The organism is Acinetobacter sp. AOR14_HL (assembly GCF_027855175.1).
Taxonomy (GTDB): Bacteria; Pseudomonadota; Gammaproteobacteria; order Pseudomonadales; family Moraxellaceae; genus Acinetobacter; species Acinetobacter calcoaceticus.
Window position 1 is genome coordinate 51840 of record NZ_JAKTII010000004.1, and the last position, 17181, is coordinate 69020.

The 17181-nt window shown below is 38.7% G+C and carries 16 protein-coding genes; 5 read left to right on the top strand and 11 right to left on the bottom strand.

What is annotated here, in order from left to right; genetic code table 11:
- Nucleotides 1–400 precede the first annotated feature (400 nt).
- The 6 genes from purD to MKL38_RS04330 all read right to left on the bottom strand — a co-directional run bounded on the left by purD (nt 401) and on the right by MKL38_RS04330 (nt 6265).
- Nucleotides 401–1684 carry a phosphoribosylamine--glycine ligase gene (gene purD / locus MKL38_RS04305; RefSeq protein WP_270902628.1) on the bottom strand — a complete coding sequence of 428 codons (1284 nt, stop codon included), beginning with the start codon at nt 1682–1684 and terminating at the stop codon, nt 401–403.
- A gap of 125 nt (nt 1685–1809) precedes the next feature.
- Nucleotides 1810–3384, bottom strand: coding sequence for a bifunctional phosphoribosylaminoimidazolecarboxamide formyltransferase/IMP cyclohydrolase (purH, locus tag MKL38_RS04310; RefSeq protein ID WP_270902629.1), 1575 nt, complete (start codon nt 3382–3384; stop codon nt 1810–1812).
- An 85-nt stretch (nt 3385–3469) separates the two neighbouring features.
- Nucleotides 3470–3739 (bottom strand): DNA-binding transcriptional regulator Fis, encoded by a 270-nt coding sequence (gene fis, locus MKL38_RS04315; protein ID WP_001086304.1) that lies wholly within the window; start codon nt 3737–3739, stop codon nt 3470–3472.
- 376 nt (nt 3740–4115) lie between these two features.
- A complete protein-coding gene (locus MKL38_RS04320) occupies nt 4116–4961 on the bottom strand; it encodes a zinc-ribbon and DUF3426 domain-containing protein (protein WP_003652503.1) in 846 nt (281 codons plus the stop codon).
- 13 nt (nt 4962–4974) lie between these two features.
- On the bottom strand, nt 4975–5880 hold the full coding sequence (gene prmA, locus MKL38_RS04325; RefSeq protein WP_005039579.1) for a 50S ribosomal protein L11 methyltransferase: 906 nt from the start codon (nt 5878–5880) through the stop codon (nt 4975–4977).
- Between the two features lie 154 nt (nt 5881–6034).
- Nucleotides 6035–6265, bottom strand: a complete 231-nt coding sequence (locus MKL38_RS04330) for a hypothetical protein (protein ID WP_270902630.1) — start codon at nt 6263–6265, stop codon at nt 6035–6037.
- Between the two features lie 232 nt (nt 6266–6497).
- Here MKL38_RS04330 and mnmG point away from each other — a divergent pair, with 232 nt between their 5' ends.
- A complete protein-coding gene (gene mnmG, locus MKL38_RS04335; protein WP_270902631.1) occupies nt 6498–8378 on the top strand; it encodes a tRNA uridine-5-carboxymethylaminomethyl(34) synthesis enzyme MnmG in 1881 nt (626 codons plus the stop codon).
- Between the two features lie 375 nt (nt 8379–8753).
- On the opposite strand, the gene MKL38_RS04340 is transcribed toward mnmG, so the two are convergent.
- Nucleotides 8754–9761, bottom strand: a complete 1008-nt coding sequence (locus tag MKL38_RS04340; protein ID WP_003652496.1) for a helix-turn-helix transcriptional regulator — start codon at nt 9759–9761, stop codon at nt 8754–8756.
- A gap of 227 nt (nt 9762–9988) precedes the next feature.
- On the opposite strand from MKL38_RS04340, the gene MKL38_RS04345 reads away from it, so the two are divergent.
- The 4 genes from MKL38_RS04345 to MKL38_RS04360 are packed head-to-tail and all read left to right on the top strand — an operon-like array spanning nt 9989 to nt 13691.
- On the top strand, nt 9989–11539 hold the full coding sequence (locus tag MKL38_RS04345; RefSeq protein WP_209831100.1) for a circularly permuted type 2 ATP-grasp protein: 1551 nt from the start codon (nt 9989–9991) through the stop codon (nt 11537–11539).
- A gap of 22 nt (nt 11540–11561) precedes the next feature.
- A complete protein-coding gene (locus MKL38_RS04350; RefSeq protein WP_270902632.1) occupies nt 11562–12158 on the top strand; it encodes an alpha-E domain-containing protein in 597 nt (198 codons plus the stop codon).
- Nucleotides 12159–12160: 2 nt separating this feature from the next.
- Nucleotides 12161–12940, top strand: a complete 780-nt coding sequence (locus MKL38_RS04355) for a transglutaminase family protein (RefSeq protein WP_004643331.1) — start codon at nt 12161–12163, stop codon at nt 12938–12940.
- A 16-nt stretch (nt 12941–12956) separates the two neighbouring features.
- Nucleotides 12957–13691 carry a proteasome-type protease gene (locus MKL38_RS04360; protein WP_209831098.1) on the top strand — a complete coding sequence of 245 codons (735 nt, stop codon included), beginning with the start codon at nt 12957–12959 and terminating at the stop codon, nt 13689–13691.
- A gap of 59 nt (nt 13692–13750) precedes the next feature.
- On the opposite strand, the gene alr is transcribed toward MKL38_RS04360, so the two are convergent.
- The 4 genes from alr to rpsR form a co-directional block, all read right to left on the bottom strand.
- Nucleotides 13751–14821 (bottom strand): alanine racemase, encoded by a 1071-nt coding sequence (gene alr, locus MKL38_RS04365; RefSeq protein ID WP_270902633.1) that lies wholly within the window; start codon nt 14819–14821, stop codon nt 13751–13753.
- Nucleotides 14822–14853: 32 nt separating this feature from the next.
- A complete protein-coding gene (dnaB, locus tag MKL38_RS04370; protein WP_005039587.1) occupies nt 14854–16299 on the bottom strand; it encodes a replicative DNA helicase in 1446 nt (481 codons plus the stop codon).
- 198 nt (nt 16300–16497) lie between these two features.
- A complete protein-coding gene (rplI, locus tag MKL38_RS04375) occupies nt 16498–16944 on the bottom strand; it encodes a 50S ribosomal protein L9 (protein ID WP_004700828.1) in 447 nt (148 codons plus the stop codon).
- Nucleotides 16945–16952: 8 nt separating this feature from the next.
- The gene (rpsR, locus tag MKL38_RS04380; RefSeq protein WP_004791454.1) at nt 16953–17180 is read right to left on the bottom strand and encodes a 30S ribosomal protein S18; all 228 of its coding nucleotides are present in this window, start codon (nt 17178–17180) and stop codon (nt 16953–16955) included.
- Nucleotide 17181 lies beyond the last annotated feature (1 nt).

Genomic DNA, 17181 nt, shown 5'->3' on the forward strand with positions numbered 1-17181 from the left:
AACTCTGGTATCTTTTCAGGGGTTCATAATTTGCTTGCATACTTTGGCGATAAGAGAGGGTAATTGTTTTATAAACAAAAAACTGTTTCCCCAAACAGTTAATCCCCAAACAGTCGCCAAATGAGTGTTCATAAATTTAGAACATTAAAAAACTCTCTACAGTCATAATGTGTAGAGCAAGTCGCTATGAAAATTATTAAAACAGCAGTGTTTATTGACAGTTCCAACGTTATGCTAATGATATCAATAAAAGTATACTTGATATAGGGGGGCTTCTTTTTATTTGTTGATATCTTTAGCAAAATTTTAAAGATTTATACGATTTTCTTATATCATGATACGTAATAAAAAAGCCTCTATATAGAGACTTTTTTATTAGCATTTTAAACTTGTAGGTTTTTTAAGCTTTTTCACGTGCAATTGCGCGGTAGCCAATGTCATTACGATATTGCATACCGGTAAAGGTAACTTGACCACATACTTCTAGCGCGTTAATTTGTGCTTCCAGAACGCTGTCGCCTAATGCTGTTACACAAAGAACTCGACCACCAGAAGTCACAATGTGACCATCTTCACTAGTTGCAGTGCCTGCATGGAAAATTTTAGTATCTTCAGGTGATTGTCCGATACCTGAAATTACATCGCCTTTGCGTACACTATCAGGATAGCCTTCAGCTGCGAGTACAATACCGATTGACTTACGCTCATCCCATTCAGCTTCTTTTGGTAAATTACCAGCAATACCAGCTTCTACCAATTCAACAAGAGATGATTTTAAACGCATCATGATCGGTTGAGTTTCTGGGTCGCCAAAACGACAGTTAAACTCGATCACACGTGGTTGGCCTTGCTCATCAATCATTAGACCAGCATATAAGAAACCAGTGTAAACATGTCCATCAGCAGCCATACCGTCAACAGTCGGACGCATGATTTCAGTCATAACGCGTTCGAAAATGTCAGAAGTTACCACTGGAGCAGGAGAGTAGGCACCCATACCACCGGTATTAGGACCTTGATCGCCTTCAAAAATACGCTTGTGATCTTGTGAAGTTGCCATTGGTAAAATATTTTTACCATCAATCATGCAAATGAAAGAAGCTTCTTCACCTGCAAGGAACTGTTCAATCACAACGCGTGAACCAGCATCACCGAATTTGTTGCCTGCAAGCATGTCATCAATTGCTGCAAAAGCTTCTTCGTTGGTCATTGCAACGATTACACCTTTACCGGCAGCAAGGCCGTCAGCTTTAATTACAATTGGCGCACCATTTTTTTCAACATAAGCTTTGGCTGCATCTACTTCAGTGAAAACATCATAGAAAGCAGTTGGAATGTTGTGACGCTTTAAAAAGTGTTTGGCAAATGCTTTTGAGCCTTCAAGCTGTGCTGCATATTGAGTAGGTCCCCAAATTTTTAAACCTGCTTCACGTGCAGAATCTACCACACCATTAACTAATGGTGCTTCTGGACCAACAATAATAAGATCAACATTATTTTCTTTAGCAAAAGCAATAATTGCTGGATTGTCTAAAATATCAAGCTGAACGTTAAGACATTTGTCTTCTGTTGCAGTTCCAGCATTACCTGGTGCAACAAAAACTTGAGTAACATTGGTATCTTGCGCAATTTTCCATGCTAAAGCATGTTCACGACCACCACTACCTAAAACTAAAATATTCATTTTTAATTTGTTCCTTAACTTTAATCCTTTTTCATCCCCCTCTATCCCTCAAGGTGGAGAGTTAGCTCCATTATTGTGGAAAACCCTCCTGAATGAAAGGAGGGTTAGGGAGGACTAAATTTAAATTAGTGGCGGAAGTGGCGCATACCAGTGAAGACCATTGCAATACCAGCTTCATCAGCTGCTGCAATAACTTCCTCATCACGCATAGAGCCACCTGGTTGAATAATGCATTTAATGCCAGCTTTAGCCGCATTATCAATACCGTCACGGAACGGGAAGAATGCATCAGATGCCATTACAGCGCCTTCAACAACCAAACCAGCATGTTCAGCTTTAATGGCAGCAATACGAGCTGAGTTAACACGGCTCATTTGACCTGCACCTACACCAATAGTTTGGCGGTTTTTCGCATAAACAATTGCATTTGATTTTACATATTTCGCAACTTTCCAAGCAAAGATGAGGTCATCAATTTCTTGTTCAGTTGGTGCGCATTTGGTTACTACTTTAAGATCATCTTTAGTAATCATACCTAAGTCTTGATCTTGAACTAATAAACCGCCATTAACGCGTTTGTAGTCAAGTTGTGGTGCACGTGCGTCAATCGCAGGTAATTCGCCACAAACTAAAACACGTACGTTTTTCTTCGCGCCAGTAACTTCAAGCACGCCATCAGCAATACTTGGAGCAATGATTACTTCAACGAATTGACGCTCTACAATTGCTTGAGCAGTTGCAACATCTAACTCACGGTTAAATGCAATAATACCGCCGAAAGCAGATTCTGGGTCAGTCGCATAAGCTAAATCGTAAGCAGCTTTAATGCCGTCTAAAGAAACAGCAACACCACAAGGATTAGCGTGTTTTACAATTACACAAGCAGGTTTTGCAAATGATTTCACACATTCAAGTGCAGCATCTGTATCTGCAATGTTGTTATAAGACAATTCTTTGCCTTGTAACTGTTTTGCTGTAGAAACTGACGCTTCTTTTGCATTTGCTTCAACGTAAAATGCAGCAGATTGATGTGGGTTTTCACCGTAACGTAAATCTTGTGCTTTGTTCAATTGAGTATTGAACGTACGAGGGAATAAATCAGCTTCACCTTCGGTCTTGCCAACGCGAGCACCTAGGTAAGAAGCGATCATGCCGTCATATTGAGCTGTATGTTCAAATGCTTTAACCGCTAAATCGAAGCGTGTTTCATAAGAAAGTGAACCAGCAGCTTTTAATTCAGTAATAACTGTATCGTAATCTGAAGCATTTACAACAATACCGACAGAAGCATGGTTTTTAGCAGCAGCACGAACCATTGTTGGACCGCCGATGTCGATATTTTCGATAGCATCAGCAAGTGAACAGTTAGGTTTTGCAACTGTTGCAGCGAATGGGTAAAGGTTCACGATAACAAGATCAATCGGATCAATGTTGTGTTCTTCCATTACTGCTTCGTCTAAACCGCGGCGAGCGAGAATACCGCCATGAATTTTTGGATGTAATGTCTTAACACGACCATCCATCATTTCAGGGAAGCCAGTATGTTCAGATACTTCAACCACAGCGATATTATTATCTTTAAGCAACTTGTATGTGCCGCCTGTAGATAATAGTTCTACCCCTAAAGCTGCAAGGTTTTGAGCAAATTCGACAATTCCTGTCTTGTCAGATACAGAAATCAAAGCACGTTTAATAGTCATGATGTTTAATTCAACAATTTCAAGTCTACGGATTAAAACCAATAAGCATAAAAAAATGCCCACGACGTCGTGAGCATTTTATCATTTATTCACTCATCAAACCGTGAGCTTTTAACTTTTTGCGTAAAGTGCCACGGTTGAGTCCAAGAATCTCTGCAGCACGGGTCTGATTACCACGTGTATATTCAAGAACTACAGATAAAAGAGGTTTCTCCATTTCTGCTAGCACCATGTCATATACCTGAGATGGCTGCTCACCTTGCAATTGTGCAAAATAATGACGAACTGCGCGATCCACGTGGATGCGAAGAGCAACATCAGATTGTGCAGTAAAAATAGGAGATTTGCTATTCATGCGAGTTAATCCGAAAATCAAATACTAGCTTGGATAAAGTAGTATATAAATGTGGTCTAAAAATACGGAGCCCTGTTTTAGATCCTAAAACAGTGACTCTAAAACATAAGAACAATTAGCTTGCCATATTTCTTCGTATTGAATAAAAAATAAGCGTAACAATAGTTAAATATTTGTTACAGCTCCCTCAAAAACAAAAAAAGTTAGGCTATGTGCTTAATGTAGAAAAGCACACATGCTTAACAGTATTTTTTTTGGATTGAGAGCGAGGAGTATACGAGTCAAAGCTTTCGTGGCGCGTATCATACCATTGTCTAGGAAAAAGTGAGCAAATTAACTGCATTTTTTTTTATTTTTTTTTCACTTTTTTTACATTTTAGGGGTGGACAATTTCTAATCGATAATTTAGTAGGCTTTTTTTGCTTCTGTTTAGCTCAAATTGGAATCGGAAAGGGGTATTCGAGGGAATGCGCTGAATACCTCGTAAGTTTTCAACAAGATACTGTTGAGGAGTCAATATAATTTCTTCTTTTTTGTTTGACTCTGTTGCGAAACTCAACTTTAAGTTAGGAAGTTCAATACTTTTATCATTCTGATTAAGCAATATGCCTGAAAATTGCGTATGACTTGTGTCAACTTTGCGGAGTTTTAACTTTTCTATATAAATAAGTTGATATTGTTCAGCTGACTTATTGCAGTGCAGTATTTCACATACATAATTAAATGCATGGCTGACGGTTGGGCTTGCATGCATGAGCTTAGGGTTAAACCAGAGAATTTGAAAAGTGAAGACTAAAATTAAAATAAGGTTGGCAGAGCTCCAAAGCGTGTAGTACAGCCAACTATGCTTTTTATTATTATCTTGTTCTTGTGAAGATGCTTGTTCAGCTAAATTAAGATTTGGTAGAGCGTTAATAGGTTCGTTGTGAAAATAATTTAAGTTGTTGAGATAGGTTAAAAGATCAATATTCGAATTCTCAACTTTTTGATCAAAGATATCTAACACGTGAGAGTGAGTCATATATCTAGTTTGCATTGAACCGTTGACTAATGTAGATGAGTTAACCATAACAGGCTGTTCAATATTAATCAGATGGGTGAGTGCATTAAAGCTCGAATCACATTTAGGGCAACAAACCATACCCTGAGCAACAGTTAATTGAGTAAGAGACACTTTATAGACTGTTAAGCATTTAGGGCAGCGGGTTTGTTTTTCATTCATGAGTTAAAAAATCTCAATTTATTGTTTTACGTTTTCCTGAAATGCGACACCAATTTTCTTCGCGTTTTTCGACATCTAATATATCAAAAAATTCAGAATAAACACGTGAAACATCAGCAACTTGCTCTTCAATTACACCTGCAAGTGCGAACTCACCGTCAGATTTAAGTAAATTTGCAAACTCCGGCGCAAGTGCCATTAATGGACCCGCTAAAATGTTTGCAACTAAAACATCTGCCTGTTGAGGTTTGAACTCTTGATCAAACTCTTCAGGAAGACCTACATATAGTCGATCTAATACGCCATTAAGTTCAGCATTTTGTTTTGTTGCTAAAACAGCCTGAGGGTCAATATCAGTGGCATATACTTTTTTAGCGCCTAATAATAAAGCTGCTACACCTAAAATGCCTGAACCACAACCATAATCAATGACGATCTTATCTTTAACGTCAGTTTTACCTAGCCATTGTAAGCATAAGAAAGTACTTGCGTGGTTACCTGTACCAAACGCAAGACCTGGGTCTAGCTTAATATTCGTTGCATCAGCTTCTGGTGGCTCTAGCCATTCAGGTACGATCCAGAACTTTTCCCCAATTTGAATTGGCTCGTAATAGTCCATCCAAGCGCGTTCCCACACTTGATCTTCAAGTTCTTCATGACGGATAGGAGCGTCTGGAAGTTGAGCTTTTAAGAAAGCTTCTAAAGTGTCGACATCAATAGGGTCTTGTTCGTCTTGTTGATAAATGCCTGTCACAATCACTTTATTCCATAAAGGTGTTTCACCTGGTAATGGTTCAAGTAAAGCCTGATCTTCAGCATCATCCAGAGTTACGCTTACCGCACCTAGAGACATTAAAAGTGTTTCTGTGAACTCAACTTGTGCTTGATCAACGGTAATGTGTATTTGTAACCACTTCACGAAAAGGACCTAAAAATTTTATTTAAAGGCGTATTGTAGCTGACTAGACAGTTTTAAAAAAGAAAGCGGCCCATCTTTAATGGACCGACTTTAAAAATACTGAGGAGGCTAGCGGCAAATAAATTGCTTCTTCTATACCTCATGTCGAAACAGATTAAGGAGCAGGGGCTTTAAATTGTAACTTACCATTTTCATTTGGTTGGCAAGTACCATTAAAGATTACGCCGTTATGGTTGTAAGCTACCCATTCACCTTGCTGTTTTTTTACACAGACTCGAATTTGTTTTTGCATTTCAGCTTTGCTCATATCAGCAGCATGTGTAAAAGTTACGCTTGAAAAACAAAGTAGAGATGCCGTTAAGATTTTTAACATAGTCGTTTTCATTTTGTATTCCTTCTTGTTGCGTTAATTTTAAAGTCATAGAAGTGCTGTACATTTTTTATTCTAAGATGAATTTGTTTTAATAACATTCACTTTGTATTGAGTTCATGAAACAAAATGTCAAATCATGTGGCGTACCGTAAATTATGTGAAGACGATTTTGTAATTATGTACATCAATAGACAGATAATTTTGCTATAATGTTCCGTCTTTTTTTTTCTGGTGTTTTGTACTCATGCACTACCCTAAAGTTTATGATGTTATCGTTATCGGTGGCGGTCACGCAGGTACGGAAGCGGCCCTTGCTGCTGCGCGTATGGGACGACAGACTTTGCTTTTGACCCATAACATTGAGACTTTGGGTCAAATGAGTTGTAACCCAGCAATCGGTGGTATTGGTAAGTCACATTTAGTACGTGAAATTGATGCACTTGGCGGTGCAATGGCTTTAGCTGCCGATAAAGGTGGTATCCAGTTCCGTATTTTAAATTCACGTAAAGGTGCGGCAGTACGTGCAACTCGTGCTCAAGCTGACCGCGTTCGCTATAAAGCTGCCATCCGCGATACTTTGGAAAATCAAGCAAATCTTGATATTTTTCAGCAAGCGGCTGATGACCTGATTGTTGAAGGTGATACGGTTAAAGGTGTTGTTACCCAAATGGGTATTCGCTTTGACGCTAAAACTGTTGTGTTGACTACGGGTACATTCTTGGGTGGAGTAATCCATGTTGGTTTAGAAAAATCAAGTGGTGGTCGTGCAGGTGATCCTCCTTCAATTGCACTTGCTCAGCGTCTACGTGAATTAAAATTACCTGTGGGTCGTTTAAAAACGGGTACACCACCACGTATTGATGCACGTTCGGTTGATTTTTCAGTCATGATTCCACAGCCGGGTGATTTCCCATCTCCGGTTATGTCGTTCATGGGTGATGCTTCTATGCACCCTGAACAAGTAAATTGTTATATCACGCATACCAATGAAAAAACCCATGACATTATTCGTGGTGGTTTAGATCGTTCACCAATGTATACCGGTGTTATTGAAGGTGTGGGGCCACGTTACTGCCCATCAATCGAAGATAAAATTCACCGTTTCGCAGATAAAGATTCTCATCAGGTATTCTTGGAACCAGAAGGTTTAGATACACACGAACTTTATCCAAATGGTATTTCGACTTCGCTTCCATTTGATGTTCAGTTCGAGCTGGTTCGTTCTATTCGTGGTATGGAAAATGCGCATATTTTGCGTCCAGGCTATGCGATTGAATACGATTATTTCAATCCGCAAGCTTTGAAATTCACTCTTGAAACTAAAGCTATTAACGGGTTGTATTTTGCTGGCCAAATTAACGGTACAACAGGTTACGAAGAAGCAGGTGCTCAAGGTTTACTTGCTGGTTTAAATGCTGCACGCCGTGCGTGGGAGCAAGAAGAGTGGACACCTAAGCGTGACCAAGCTTACATGGGTGTATTGGTTGATGACCTCATTACTTTAGGTACTAAAGAACCATACCGTATGTTTACCTCACGTGCCGAATATCGTTTGATGTTGCGTGAAGACAATGCGGATCAACGTTTAACGACTGTTGGTCGTGAACTAGGTTTGGTTGATGATGTGCGTTGGGCTGCTTATTGTGAAAAAATGGAAGCGGTTGAGTGTGAAACTTCTCGTTTACAACATTTGTGGGCAGCACCAAATAACCCTATGGGTAAAAAATTCGTTGAGATGACTGGTGCTGACTTAAGTAAAGAGTGTAGTGCGATTGATTTGCTTAAGCGCCCTAATATTAGCTTTGGTCAAATTGCAGAACTTACTGGTTCTGAAGTTTCTGAGCAAGTTGGTGAGCAAATCGAGATTGCTGTGAAATATGAAGGTTATATTAACCGTCAGCATGAAGATGTGGCTCAGTTAAAGCGTCTTGAAGAAACCAAAATTCCTACCGATTTTAATTATGATATTGTGTCTGGTTTATCTCGTGAAATTACCCAGAAATTAAAAACGGTTCTTCCGGAAACATTAGCTCAAGCAAGTCGTATTCCTGGTGTTACACCGGCAGCTGTTCAACTTGTAATGATCACAATTCGTAAAAATAATATGATTAAGAAAACAGCTTAATCTTTTAAATGCAAAAAAGCCCAGTTAAGACTGGGCTTTTTTATTTTCTGTTCAAAAATATATGAAAACTTCCTAAGGAAGAAAATAGATTTCGCTTCCTTTTTTTCTTATTTCACATATTTCAAGCAGCCAGTTATATTAAATTCACGTTCAAACAAGAGGGTTTTAACCATGACAATGAAATCAATTCGCTACAATAGAGATGAAATGGCATGCCAATGCTTATGTTCAAAATAGCGCAAAAGAAAGAGCAGGTCAGTTTTGTAGGGGGAGAACACATTGATCTGAAAAAAATATAAATATAAGAGCCAATATAAAATTAAGAAAATTATAATTCAAAATCTAAAGAGAACCTTATGGTTCTCTTTTTTATATCTATTTATTCTCAGATTCAATTTCTCGTACAGCATTGTGTACTTGTATAGGCTCGATATGCAGTAACTTCTTGCCAAAACTACGCAACCACCACACCAGTTGAGATGTAAAAGGTACGGTCGCTGTAACTTCTACGATATTTTCTTCAAGTGGAATTATAGTTTGGTCTTTACTTAACTGACTTTCATAGAAAGTTCTAGCAGTTTGCTCTGTCATGGTTAATGTGAGTTGAATAGACTCAGTTGGTTGCTTGTAGTCCACTCTAAAGCCTAAAGCGCCTGAATCGATATAATGATCAATATCAAAATTGACAGGATGCAGTGCTCGACTATCTAAGACTTTTGCTGATTTAAAACGGTGCAAGGCAAATGTTTGAACTTCAGTTTTGTCATGTCGGGTGCAAATTAAATAAATTACCGCACCTTTTTGTACCAAAGCCAAAGGATTTAAAATATAGGTTTTGTCCTCGCCCTGATTAACTCGTGCCCGATAAATACATTCTATTTGTTTGTCTTGGAGTAGACCTTCATAAATTGCTTGTTGAGCATTTCGATCGACTACAGGCGGGATAAGAGGTTGGCTGGCTGGTACGATGCGTACTCGGTTAATCCATTGCCTAACATTATTTTGTGTAGAGAGACTGCGTTTAGCCAAATCAAACCAAGGCCCCATCTCATCAAGCAGACTTGGTGGAAGTAAGTGTTTAAGATGCTCTTCAACCATCATAAATGTTACTGCCTGAGAGCTAGTCATGTGCGGTAAGCTCTGAATAGGCGCATCAGATTGCCATCGCCAGCCCTGAGGTACAGCCTTATTACTTTCTATTGGAAAGCGCTGAGCAATTTGATTTAAATCACGCTGAATTGTCCTTAAACTGATATCAATACCTTCACGTTCAAGCATTTCTTGTAACTCCCGCGTCCCGATCCACTTACCGGTAGGGAGGCGAGATAAAATCTGCCATTGGCGATATAAACTATTTGAAGTTTCTTTTTCTATTACAGACATAAGCGTAATACATCTATATCCAACTGCTTTGGTGTCAACACAATAAAAAATCTTTACACATTTAGCAAGTTTGTCAGATTCGGTTTATAGGTCCTTTTACAATCAATGTTAAGATTTAGAAGAAGAAAGTTATAACAAAGCATCGTAAAAATATTAAAGATATATAAATGGCACTGAAATTGCTTATTTAAAAATGAAATATAGATAAATGATAAGACGAGGTGGTTATGTCAGAACAAGAGCATGAATTACATATAGATAATGATTTTTTTATACAAGAGCAGACGACTAAGGCGATCATTAACCCAACCTCTTTTTTAGAACATATTTCCGTACAAACCAACCTATTTGAGCAGCTAAAATCACAGTTTTTTAATGAGATGCTTGATGATGTAACATCAAATGGTGCGGCTTCTAAAAAAATTGAGCAATGGTTGAGTATCCGTACTTTAGATGAATTAAAAGAATTGAATGCTCAAGCGAAGCAACATTTTCTTTATCACGGCATTACTTTTAACGTATATGGTGATAAAGAAGGTGCAGAGCGAACAATTCCTTTTGACTTAATTCCAAGGGTGATTGAAAAAAAACAGTGGGAGAAAATAGCTTCGGGCTGTGCACAGCGTGTTAAAGCTTTAAATTACTTTTTAGATGATATTTATCATGGACAACATATTTTAAAAGAACAGCTCGTTCCCGAAGAGCAAATTATGGGAAATGATGCTTTTCAGCCACATATGCTTAAACATTCTCTGAAAGGTAAAATTTATTCACAAATTAGTGGAATTGATATTATCCGTGATGGTGACGGAGAATTTTTTGTACTTGAGGATAATTTAAGAACACCTTCTGGCGTGTCTTATATGATCGAAAGCCGAAAAATTAGCCAAGAATTGATGCCGGAGCTATGTGCAACCAATAATTTACAGGGAATTGAGCATTATCCAAAACTTTTAAAAGAAATATTGCAGGAAAATTCACCTGCGGACAGACCTTTTATTGTGGTGCTAACACCGGGACGTTTTAACAGTGCTTACTATGAGCATGCTTTTTTAGCACGTGAAATGGAGGTGCCACTGGTTACGAATCGGGATTTATTTGTAGAAAATGATCAAGTTTTTGTTAAAACGATTCGTGGGCGTCAAAAAGTAGACGTAATTTATCGCCGTTTAGATGATGATTTTCTGGATCCTTTAGCATTTCGACCAGACAGTGCTTTAGGCGTAGCGGGTCTTATGTCTGCTTATTTGCAAAAAAATGTTGTTATAGCAAATGCGCCTGGAACAGGTGTGGCTGATGATAAATCTATTTATCCTTATGTGGATCAAATGATTCAATACTATTTGGGTGAAACACCAATTCTAAAAAATGTACCTACTTACCAGTGCCGTAAAGATGAGCACTTAGATTATGTACTTTCTAATCTGGACCAATTAGTTGTTAAAGAAGCACAGGGTTCAGGTGGTTATGGCATGTTAATTGGGCCTAAAGCAACCTCGTGTGAAATTGATGACTTTAGAAAAAAATTGATCGCCACACCTCATATGTACATTGCACAACCTACCTTGGCCTTATCTGTTGCTCCAACTTTAACTACATCTGGGGTGGCTGAACGTCATATTGACTTACGTCCATTTGTATTGAGTTCACCTTATCGTACAGAAATAGTGCCGGGTGGCTTAACGCGAGTGGCCATGCAGGCTGGTTCTTTAGTCGTAAATTCGTCCCAAGGTGGTGGCATAAAAGATACATGGGTGGTTGAAACATTACATTCCTAATTGTGGGTTAAAGAGGAACTTTATGGTTTTACTCAATTCGAGTGCGCATCAAATATATTGGTTGGGTCGATATTTAATGCGAGTTAAATTTGCAGCCTCTCATTTACCCTTTACACAAGATGAGAAAGCAACAAAATTTGCAGCAGCATTTGGTCTGGTAATAGAAAATGCTGAATTACTAAATCACTATATGTTAGACAAGAAGCAAACATTTTCATTACTGAACCAGCTCGTTATTGCTAAAGATAATATTCAGGAACTAAGAGGTATATTGTCATCAAATGCTTATGCAGAATTAAATAATGTTATTAACACGCTTCAAGCCCAACCTGAGGCTCTGAGAAAAGCTGTTGAACAATGTACCCATATACTAGAAGCGGAGAATGACGATGTTTGTTTATTTCTGCATTTAGGTCAAAAAATAGAGCAATTTGATATAGAACTACGTTTTGGGCAAGATTTATCCGGCCTCGTGTCAGAGCTAGATGTTGTGGTGCAACGGCTTGTTAGCTTAGGTTGGGAGAATATAGATCAAAATTGGCAAGTACTAAAGCATCAGCTAACGTGGGACGCTTATTATACTTTTACACAGCAGCTGGAAAATATGTTTGAGGTCTGATTATGAAATTGATGGTTAATCATCAAACGCATTATAGCTATACTGAAACTGCTCAAAACAGTATTCAGTATATTAAAATGATGCCTCAAACATCACCGCATCAACATGTTATGAATTGGGCGATTAGCGTGCCGGGTGACAAAACGATAAAAAGGGACATATTTAACAATGTATGGATGACAGCTAGCCAGCGTTATCAATACCAACATCTTACATTTATGGCTCAAGGAATCATTGAACTTCAAAATGTAGAGCTAGGTTGTGTAAATCTATCTACACCGACAAATTTGTTTTTGCAGATGACAAGTGCAACCCGATGTGATTTGGCAATGTTGGACTTTGCCAAAAATATTGTGGTGGTCAAAGACCGACAGCATATTGCATTATTAAGTGAACATATTTTGCAGAAAATACTCTATCAGCCTGAAAGTACTTCGGTTCAGACAACTGCAACTGAAGCATTTCATGCTGGTCAGGGTGTATGCCAAGATCATGCTCATGTTTTAATTGCGATGTGTCGTGCGCTACAATTACCGGCACGTTATGTTTCTGGTTATCTATTTGATCAAAACTATCCGCACCTTGCCAGTCACGCTTGGGCGGAAGTATTTTTAGAAAATCAGTGGTATTGTTTTGATGTAAGCAATCAGTTGTTTACACCCAAACATCATATCTACCTTGCAGTAGGCCGTGACTATCTTGATGTGGCACCAATTCGTGGTGTAAGAGAGCAAGGTGGGGTAGAAAACATGATGTCTGTGGTTCAGGTGTTGGCATGTTGAATGTAAAGAGAATGAAATGACCTATTGTTGTGCGCTTAGATTGGAACAAGGTTTAGTGTTTATTAGTGACACGAGAACTAATGCAGGAGTTGATCATATTTCTGTGTTCCGAAAATTGCATACTTTCGGCGTTACCGGAGAGCGTTTCATGGCTTTACAAACAGCAGGTAATTTGGCGACCACACAAGCTGTTATAGGTCATTTGCAAAATGCGCTTACTTTACAGCAAGAACCTAACTTATATAGTGTCAATACGATGTTTGAGGCGGCTGAACTGATTGGTAAAACCTTAAAAAGTGTTTTAGAGGATATTAGTTCAGATACTCAAGAACAAATGAATTATGCGTGTAGTATTTTAATAGGTGGGCAAATTAAAGGCGGTGAAATGCAGCTTTATAATATCTATCCGCAAGGTAATTTTATTTGTGCAACTACGGATACCCCCTATTTTCAAATAGGAGAAAGCAAATACGGAAAACCTATTTTGGATCGTGCTCTATATTATGCGATGCCGCTAGATGATGCATTACGTTGTAGTTTGATTTCTTTTGATTCAACCTTGCGCTCAAATGTTTCTGTTGGCTTGCCGCTTGATGCATTGGTTTACAACAAAGATAGTTTTGTTATTCCGATGGGGAAACGAATTACCGAAGATGATCCGTATTTTTCACAAATTAGTAAACAATGGTCTGATACTTTACGCCGTGGTTTGCAAGAATTGCCAAAACCGACTGATGATTATTGGCGATAAAATTTTTAAAAGCTCATAAAAAAATCCAAGCATGCTTGGATTTTTTTATATTTTATTATTTAACTGCTTTTACGAATAGGGCGATTACTTAAGCGACAGAGTAATTCATATCCTATTGTTCCGTTTGCATCGGCGACATCATCAACTAAACGGTGTGTTCCCCAAAGTTCGACTTGAGAACCTAATTTAACTTGAATAGCTGTAACGTCAATTGCAAGCATATCCATGCTGACTCTGCCGACTACAGGACATAATTGCCCGTCAATCGCTACATAATTTTGTTTAATATAAGCTCTCGGGTATCCGTCACCATATCCAATAGAAACTATTGCAATATCCATTTTTTGTTGCGCACAGAAGGTTGAACCATAACCTACATGTTCTCCAGCTTGAATATTATTCAATGCAATCACTTCTGCTGTAAAGGACATGACTGGTTTTAGGTCAAGATCATGTACTGTTTTATCTGCAAAAGGCGAAGCGCCGTAAAGCATAATACCTGGGCGAACATAGTCAAAATGTAATTCTGACCATTTATAAATAGCAGCAGAATTACAGCAAGATGCTAAAACTGGATCACAAGCTTGCTTAACCTGTAAAAATTGTTGTTTTTGCTGCTCGTTGAGGGGATGGTCCACATCTGCATTTGCGAAATGCATCGCTAATACACAGGTAAAGCCTTCAGATTTTAAAGTTTTAATGACCTCAATAATTTCAGGAACTTTAAATCCTAAACGGTTCATGCCGCTATTGAGCTTAATCCAGACTTTTAGGCCTTGAGCGATGTATTCTTGCTTATGTTTAATTAACCACTCAAACTGCTGTTGATGGTGAATCACACATTCAAATTTTTGCTCAATTGCAATAGGCATTTCATCTTCAGAAAATGCCCCTTCAATTAAAGTAACAGGTTGCTGAAATCCAAGTTCGCGAATTTCCAAACCTTCTTGTAGGCAGGCGACACCAAAGGCATCTGAGGCATTTAAGGCTGCTAAACAGTCTTTGATTCCATGTCCGTAAGCATTAGCTTTCACCATACTTACAATTTTTGAATTTGCTGCGAGTTGTTTGACACGGTTTAAATTATATTGAAGCGCATGGCGATCAATATAAACTGTTGCTTGGCGCACCCTCATTTACTCCTTTGGGCTAGAGATAGAGTTTATTCTTCATCATCATATTGGCTGTAATACTCAGGAGAGAGATTACTAAATCGAGTATATTGACCTTCAAAGGCAAGACGAACTGAACCAATTGGACCGTTACGCTGTTTACCAATAATAATCTCTGCGGTACCGGCTTCTTTCGACTCTTTGTTATAAACCTCATCACGGTAAATAAACATAATCAAGTCGGCATCCTGCTCGATCGCACCAGATTCACGTAAGTCTGACATTACTGGGCGTTTATTTGGTCGGTTTTCCAGACTTCGGTTGAGCTGGGAAAGTGCGATAACAGGGCAGTGCATTTCTTTTGCTAAAGCTTTCAAGCTACGTGAAATTTCTGAAATCTCACCCACACGGTTATCACCCATGCCAGGAACTTTCATGAGCTGTAAATAATCGACCATGATACAGCCGATTTTACCATCATGCATTTTGGCAATGCGTCGAGCACGGGCACGAAGTTCCGTTGGAGGTAGGGCAGATGAGTCATCAATATACAAATGCATTTGTTGAAGCTGCAAAATTGTGCCAGTAACTTTGGTCCATTCATCAGCATCTAAGTTCCCCGAACGTAAATGTCCTTGGTGAACTTTACCCATTGCAGAAATAAGACGCATCGCAATTGAGTCTGCTGGCATCTCCATTGAGAATACCAGAGCGGGTAGCTTGTTATATTGTAGAACGCTTTCAACCAAATTCATGGCGAAAGTGGTTTTACCCATAGATGGACGTGCAGCAACAATAATTAAGTCACCAGCTTGCATACCAGATGTTTTATTATCAAGTTCTAAGAAGCCGGTGGTTAAACCAGTAATATTGCCATCAAGTTTTGAAAGCTCATCAAGTTTACTAATTACATCGGCAGTTACAGAGCTAATAGATTTAGGACCTGCATCTTTTTTATTGTTATTGTGCTGTTCTGCTAAAGAGAAAATACTGGTTTCTGCTAGATCTAGAATTTCACTAACACCTCGACCTTTTGTGTCATAAGCATTTTGTAAAATTTCAGTACTGACTTTAATCATACTACGAAGCGTAGAGAACTCTTTAATTTTGGTGGCATAAGTTTCCAAGTTGTAGAAACTTGATGGTGAATCAGCCATAAGCTGCATTAAATATTCTTCGCCGCCAATGGCATCAAGTAAATTTTGTTTTAAAAGCCAATCGCTAACTAACACCGCATCATAAGGTGAATTTTCTTGTGCGAGTTTTTCGATTGCACGGTAAATATATTTATGGCGAGTCGCATAGAAATCATTTTCTTTTAACATATCACTAACTTGCTCGAAAGATTCGGCAACTGTCATTAGTGCAGCAAGTACAGCTTGCTCAATGGCTAAATTGTGTGGGGGAGTGCGAAACTCTTTAAGTTGACCTGATTCACTCGTCTTATTTTCTGTTGGAGATGAACGGGTTAAAGAACTGGCATTCGCCTGAGACATAATTAGACCTGATGATAAAGAAAGGTGTACGCAAATAGCCTGTGAGGCCGAGAACTATCTTAAAACAAAATTAAATAAACTACCTAATTAAAAAACCAATTAAACTAAAGAACTGATCAGGAATTAATATATCTTATTTTAAAAATAGGGCACATAAAAAAAGAGCATGCAAAAGCATGCTCTTTTTTTGATGAGAAATTACTCAGATACGATAGTAACGAGAACTTCTGCAACAACATCATGATGCAATTGGATTGCGATGTTGAATTCACCAGTGTGACGAAGCGCGCCATTCGGTAAACGAACTTCTGCACGGTCAACTGTAAGACCAGCATTCGTTAAAGCGTCAGCGATGTCACGAGTACCGATAGAACCGAAGAGTTTACCTTCGTCACCAGCTTTAGCAGTGATAACGATGTTAACTTCATTCAATTGTTCAGCACGTGCTTGAGCAGCAGCTAAAATTTCAGCTTCTTGCTTTTCAAGTTCAGCGCGACGAGCTTCGAAAGCAGCAGTGTTAGCTTCAGTAGCTGCAACTGCTTTACCTTGAGGGATAAGGAAGTTACGGCCGTAACCAGCTTTAACTGATACTTTATCGCCTAATTTACCAAGGTTTTTAATGCGTTGTAATAAGATAACGTCCACAGATCACCTCACTTATGGTTGTCAGTGTACGGAATCAAAGACAAATAGCGAGCTTGTTTGATAGCAAGTGCTAATTGACGTTGATAACGAGCTTTAGTACCAGTGATACGGCTAGGAACAATCTTGCCGTTTTCAGTGATGTACTGTTTTAAAGTGTCGATATCTTTGTAGTCGATGTACACAACATTCTCAGCTGTAAAGCGGCAGAACTTGCGACGACGGTAAAAACGTGCCATT